The organism is Oleiphilus sp. HI0043, from assembly GCF_001634935.1.
Map to the genome: position 1 here is coordinate 1 of NZ_LWEY01000806.1, position 6,285 is coordinate 6,285.

The window sequence follows — 6,285 nt, forward strand, 5'->3', positions numbered from 1 at the left end:
TGAGCCTGAGCCTGAGCCTGAGCCTGAGCCTGAGCCTGAGCCTGAGCCTGAGCCTGAGCCTGAGCCTGAGCCTGAGCCTGATAATTTTGTTGACGAAGCCCCTGATTCGTCAAGCAATAATTTTGGCTCATCAACAGGCCTTCCCGCTGGCGTGCTCGACCAAAATATTGGCCTGCGAACTAGCCTGGGAGACGAGCAACATTATCGGAGTGCCTTATCGCAATTCGTCGCTGAAGTTGGCGAGATCAGACAGCACTTAAACTCTGGGCTCAGCGCTATCAACAAACAAATGATCACTGAGAAAGCAAGCCGCTTACGCACAAGTGCTGAAGAACTGGGTATAAATAGAGTAGCTTGCCTGGCAATTGATCTGGAAAACAACACACAGTTCCCAAATGAAGTGCAAGAAGAAGCAATAAGCTCTTTTGCTAAAGAACTGGATTATGCAGAACAGGAAATCAGAAAGGTTCTTGGAGAGAGTAACAGCTAGATTTGTACCGAGCCTCGCTGGCAGGTCGCACCTTTGAACCTATCTAACTCCGCATAGCGAGGGCTGGGGCCCTCTGCAGGACTCTCTTATGTATATTGCTCTTGAAGATAAGAAATAATATCTGACGACTCATACATCCATTGTTGCTCACCATCTTTTTCTATTCTTAAGCATGGCACCTTAAGCTTTCCTCCACCGGACTGTAGCTCTTCAGCAAACTGCTTATTGCGTTTCGCATCACGAGTCTCAATATTTAAGCCCTGACGACGCGCAGCCCATCGAACCTTTACGCAAAATGGACAGGCAGCATACTGATATAGCGATATGTTCTGCGTCGCCGCGTCCAGTTCTAACTGCTTCTCGCTGGAAAGCTTGGGTTTACGAGGCTTAAACAGAAAATCAACTAATAGAATAATACGGCCTAATAGCCATCGAACAACAGACATGCAACGAACCTCTTTCGTAAATCGCTAGAATATGGCACCGTAAAACTGCACAAAACTTATACAGCTATCTCTACGGCGCACGCGGATTCTATCAGAAAAGAGGCATAATTTCCTAGGGATGATCAGCCCGAATCAAGGGAGCATAGGCCTGACAACAGGATCTACTTATAATTCGATCTTGGGTGCAAGGTAAGCACAAACACTCGTTACTTGCTGCCAGTCTTTAATCACTGAGGGGTTATTTTTCAAGAAGTGCTTAGCGACATAAGCTCCGCCAGCGGCTTCGGCCAGTACTTCATAATCATAATCGACCTCATCCGCATCCAAAGCCTGAAGCGCATCAAAGATACTCACTTCTGACTCTGCAAATGAATTAATGAGTCCTTCACGATACATCTCGATCAGCCTATCAATCGAATAAGCTTGAGTGTTAACTTGATAGCCCTTAGCCAACAACAAAATATCGATATCACTGCCTTGTTTAACCGCAAGAATACCTGCACCTTGATTGTTTCGGGAATTACCATTACCCACGAGTAAAATACGTGAGGTATATAGGTCAAAGGCATATTCAGCGACTTTATCCCGCGATTTGGTCTTGACCATATTCAAACCAATATCAATCACATTACTATCAAGCGCACCTTCCATGAATGAGTAGTGTGGCATTTCGACAAACTCGACATGAGAAAAGTATGCGCTCGAGCATTCCATCAAATTTGCAAGACTTCCTGAAGCAATACCGTTATCAACTTTGAAAGAAAGATGAGGTACGTAACCAATTCGAACGGACGATTCAAACCGCTTATTATCTGTGGCGTAGCTTGCTCCAGAGAGCAGTCCAGCCAGCATCGCGCAGACAATCATAGGTAAAAAGTGTCTAAAAGCAGACATAAAACGCATAGGCATGTAACTCACCTTAAATTTATTATGTAAGTGGTGGAAAAAGCTTGGGTTATTTTTATGATAGCACTACTTATGGTAATAGAAAGGCAAAGTAAAAACTATGCATTAGGTCTAGCTTGTGCAAGGTCATCCGGGGTAAGCAATTTAGCCGCACGATGGACAAGCTTGCCGCCACCTCTTAGTGAACGATAGACGATATCCAGAATATCTCGGTGCACGGCTTCAATAGGTTTGGCTATTTGACTCACTACGGGTAATTTTTGCATCACATAAAAGGGCTCTTCAGCAATTGAGTAATGAACCGTCTCAACTGTTTCTACCGTTTTATCGTAAGCGCTCGCCATCAAATCGATAGTGCCTGCTAATAAAGCTTGATTGGACACATCTTGCTGCCCAGCTTCGGGGATATAGGGTTTACGTATTACCTGATAGTTGATTAAATCGAGCGCTTTCCCCGCATGACGTGTACGCAATCTTCGCTCATCTTCATCAACCCAGCATGCTATCTGCTGGTACACGCGGTCAGAGTGCGCCAATGGAATATGTGGCAGGCCTTCAAAGTGAGCGTTTTAGCTATGTGTTGGCGCAGAGCCCGGGTTAGCACTACCCTGTCTGACCAAGCTACCCCCCATCACTCTGCTAATAAAGCTATCTTCATTCTTTCCAACACTACCACTAATAAAGTAATGACGAGCCTGATCATAGAAACTCGCACATGACGACTCAATGTCTTCAGATGGAGCAAAAAACTTCAAGCCATGCTTTAAATCTTGAATACCTTCACTCCGCCGATCAATCCAATCAGCCCAATGGCTAATGTAATCCCGAGGAAAGTGTCGAACGATTTCACCGCTAAAGTGGCCAAACTTTTCAAGCGGTGAGCCTTCGTGCGGTGTACCCAAGTACATACATTTACTTAAGTTCGAGAGCCAAGGCATATCAGTTTGGATGGCACAATATTGAGCATGTCGAAGTAAGAGTCCGCCCATACTGAAACCGACAAGCATCAGTTCATCAATATTAATCGGGTAGGCTTCGTGCAATTGAGTCAGTTGCTTTGCCAGAAGACGACCATTTTTTTCTAAAGAAAGTCCGGTATTGTAGCGAAGATAGAACGGTGTATAACCAAAATCTTCCTGCAACTTTGTACCATAGTTTTCCCTGACATCGCCGCCTTTATAGTCGAAACAGCTATCAATATAATGATCGACGAGAGATTCCCCTTCACTGGGAGCCTTTAGGTGGTAATCCCAAACCGTTTCCAGGTTTGTTAGCCCATGAACAAATACAACCACCTTATTACTTAACGGCGCATCCAGCTGATGAACGAGGTGTTCATTTAAGACCAAGCGTTTGTAGTGGTAATAAAAGCCCATCTGGATAGCCAAAGGGTTACATTCTTTTTCAAGGTAGTCACCTATCACTCCATTGAGGATGGAGCGCCCTAGACGCCCCCAATGTTTATGGGTCTCTTGACCTTCAACAGTATGACTCATACATGATCTCCGTAAGTGAAGATCTTCAGATTAGCATGTTTTCTGGAATATGAGACATGATCCAACTCAATCAATGAAGGCTATTCAAATGTCATCCCTCTTAAACACGAACTTAGCCAAGTAAGTACCGCTGTGACGAAGCCCTATAAATTCAGTGCGATAAGATCACAGAATCACCACGTACTTCTACTTATTAAGAAGTCTTGTCACAAAAACAAAGTGTCAAGACCGATTTGTTGCTTAAAATTCCCTATGATGCTCACTTATAAACGCACTAGATAAAAGACAAACGCTTTAACAGCATTGATAGATAAGTTTCGGAATAAAACGTGTATAGCAGTTCTATAAAAAAAGCGCCCCTTGACAGCTCAGTGCTCACCTTAAAGCTCTACGACAGTGCATCTAAAGGCCCCGAAGGCTTGGCACAAGAACTTTGCGACATCTTCGGCAGCGCTTCAATTGACCTTAGTGAACGCCTAATCCCTTGGCAAAGCTCGTTATTGAGCGAGACTGAGCTAAGCGACATTCGCAAGGAAGCACCGGCCGGTAGCTCTAGTTCTTATTATATTTTTGTTCACAAACACGTACTTTATCCGTGTATTCCTTTCGACCATCGCGCCGAGTTGGTCGCTAGCATTGCTTTTGATCGCCGCGCAGAAGCCCAGCTCCCCCTATCCAATACACAGAGACACCTACTGCCACATATCGCCCAGGCCTTACTTCTCTGCCATAAAATAAACCAACAGCAGCAAGAAATTGAATCAGTTTATCAAGTTCTGGGCCACTACCCACTCCCCACCCTTGCTGTCGATAACCAAGTTAATAGTGTGTTTAGCAATAAGTTGTTTAGACAATTAATCAATTCATCTATTACAAACGAAGAGTTTGACGCGAGTACATCATTAAGGCATCTAGCTCGTGAGCACATCGACCTACTGAAGTTATGCACTCGGGCTAATCAGCGCATCGTACTTAGAAATGCTATCCACGACTGTATGAATGCGACAAGCAAGCACAGCGTGTTGTTCAAGCTAAGTATTAATGAAATAGAATATCCGGTAATTATCAGCACGACAGCTTGCGTACCCAGGCTGTTCAGACATTACACCAGAACCGGCCTTGCATGGGTGTATTTTTTAGGCGCCAACTATGCGCAACACTTAAAAGAAAACCTAAGATTTCAGGCTCTGAAACTGAGTAAGGCAGAGAAAGAATTAAGCATTTTACTATTCGAAGGAGCTCGCCTTAGTGATATTTCAGAGCACAGAGGCGTCTCCGAACAGACTGTACGCAAGCAACTCCAATCAGTGCTTCGTAAAACTAGGCTTGAAAGCCAGGAAGCGCTAATTTTATTTTTATTTGAACACTGTATTGAATACGGATTAGTTAAGTAGTCACAAGGATGTAGTCATGATTAACCTGCTCGAAAATAACGCACCACTTACCATAGAGAAATTCAGCCTCGAAGAAGATGAACTGATCTCCCTTATCTATCGCTTCGCGAGCAAGAAAGACGAATGGTTCAATCTACTGCTGAGCCTGTCAAACTGTATTTCCATCTCTGAAAACCTACCTCATGAGCATCCGTTTAGAGACGTTTCCTTGCGTGTCATGAAACACCTGAAAACGGCGATCAAAATCAGTGCCCAACTTAGCAGCCAGGAACACCCCTTACAGACAGAAAGTTCCCTGAACCATATTCCCATGGCGGCATTAATTATTAATGAGACAGGCCGAATAATTGACATCAATGAGCGAGCTGAGCACTTCTTCAATGCCAGTCAGCACTGGCAAATTGATCAGGGTTACCTGAGCGCGGAACACCTTCGGCTGAACACAGAGCTTATGCCATTAACCGGCGACCAAAACTTCAGCATCATCTCACTAGCACTTGAACCCGTCGACTCAGCTGTAGAAAGCCTCAGCACTAAAAAGGCATACCAAGGCAAACCTAAGCTGGTCCATCTTACCGCCTTGCCAGGCAATGAGGCAGATATGCAGCTCAGCCAGCATTTTTATCTCTGTTTTCAAACAGAGCAGGAAGAGCTAATTAACACCGAGCTTCTCAAGGCACACTACCAGCTAACAGATACCGAGGCACTAGTCGTAGTCACCTTGATCAATGAGCTATCCAGCAAGAAGACTGCCACCAAACTAAAGTTAAAAGAGGCAACGGTAAGAGGCCACTTAAGCAACATTTATCAGAAACTTGGGGTGACTAGGAAACCGGAGTTAATCAGAAAAGTCTTATTATATAAACTCGGCTCCTCACATCAACTCGATAGGCCTTTATCTCCTATTGCTGACCAAACAAGCGAGCCTGAGCAGAACGTTATTTACCTGAAAGACGGCAGGCGTATGAGTTATTGCGATCATCCAAAGCCTGAACTTTTAAAAAATAAACGTGCAACTGACCCATATTGCTCGACCAGCTCCGAAACTCACGCCATCATTTTACTACATAACCTTATGGGCTCTTCAATGGAGTTACCTCCGGGTGCATCAAGCCTTTTTGAACAAGAAAATATCCGAATTATTGTTCCCGAACGTCCTGGCTACGGAGATTCTGACTGCCACCCCGAACGTAACCACCAAGACTGGTGCTCGGATCTTGAGCAACTACTAGATCACCTAAAACTAGATAAAGTAAAAATTCTTGCACACTCTATAGGTGGTAGTTACGCGCTTGCCTTGGCAGAGTTTCTGCCAGATCGCATCGAGCGCATTGCGATGGTTAATGCCATGCCGCGTATCGAAGATATTATGGCCTGCGCCAACATCCCTTCACTCGTAACGGCCGTTAATCGAAGTCTAAAGTTTGCTCCATTTTTGATCGAACCCATTTTAAAAATGGCTGTTGGAAAAGACATCGAACACTTTTATTCCCAGCAGTTGAACTATATTCGCCCCACACTTGAAGGTCGTGCTGCAGATATTAACTTGTTAA

Annotated in this window: 7 protein-coding genes; 3 read left to right on the forward strand and 4 right to left on the reverse strand. The window is 44.5% G+C overall.

Annotated features, from left to right (window positions below; genetic code table 11):
* A partial coding sequence (locus tag A3729_RS31480; protein ID WP_197475729.1) for a hypothetical protein occupies positions 1–490 on the forward strand: 490 nt, incomplete at its 5' end.
* A gap of 86 nt (positions 491–576) precedes the next feature.
* Here A3729_RS31480 and A3729_RS09215 read toward each other — a convergent pair.
* From A3729_RS09215 to A3729_RS09230, 4 genes are all read right to left on the reverse strand, one after another.
* The gene (locus A3729_RS09215) at positions 577–936 is read right to left on the reverse strand and encodes a glutathione S-transferase N-terminal domain-containing protein (protein ID WP_068509001.1); all 360 of its coding nucleotides are present in this window, start codon (positions 934–936) and stop codon (positions 577–579) included.
* A gap of 165 nt (positions 937–1,101) precedes the next feature.
* Entirely contained in the window at positions 1,102–1,845 is a 744-nt protein-coding gene (locus tag A3729_RS09220; RefSeq protein ID WP_068510943.1) for a hypothetical protein, read from the reverse strand.
* A 95-nt stretch (positions 1,846–1,940) separates the two neighbouring features.
* Positions 1,941–2,360, reverse strand: a complete 420-nt coding sequence (locus A3729_RS09225; RefSeq protein ID WP_068510945.1) for a hypothetical protein — start codon at positions 2,358–2,360, stop codon at positions 1,941–1,943.
* Positions 2,361–2,411: 51 nt separating this feature from the next.
* Positions 2,412–3,338 (reverse strand): triacylglycerol lipase, encoded by a 927-nt coding sequence (locus tag A3729_RS09230; protein WP_068510948.1) that lies wholly within the window; start codon positions 3,336–3,338, stop codon positions 2,412–2,414.
* A 329-nt stretch (positions 3,339–3,667) separates the two neighbouring features.
* Between A3729_RS09230 and A3729_RS09235 the strand changes: the two genes are divergently transcribed.
* Positions 3,668–4,732 carry a helix-turn-helix transcriptional regulator gene (locus A3729_RS09235; protein WP_068510950.1) on the forward strand — a complete coding sequence of 355 codons (1,065 nt, stop codon included), beginning with the start codon at positions 3,668–3,670 and terminating at the stop codon, positions 4,730–4,732.
* A 16-nt stretch (positions 4,733–4,748) separates the two neighbouring features.
* Positions 4,749–6,285, forward strand: a 1,537-nt coding sequence (locus tag A3729_RS09240) for an alpha/beta fold hydrolase (RefSeq protein ID WP_156497834.1), incomplete at its 3' end; no start/stop codon positions are given.

What these genes read in the sequence shown, in the direction of transcription:
- A3729_RS09220 (WP_068510943.1), bottom strand. Translation starts at nt 1,845, where the DNA reads ATGCCTATGCGTTTTATGTCTGCTTTTAGACACTTTTTACCTATGATT.
- A3729_RS09230 (WP_068510948.1), bottom strand. Translation starts at nt 3,338, where the DNA reads ATGAGTCATACTGTTGAAGGTCAAGAGACCCATAAACATTGGGGGCGT.
- A3729_RS09215 (WP_068509001.1), bottom strand. Translation starts at nt 936, where the DNA reads ATGTCTGTTGTTCGATGGCTATTAGGCCGTATTATTCTATTAGTTGAT.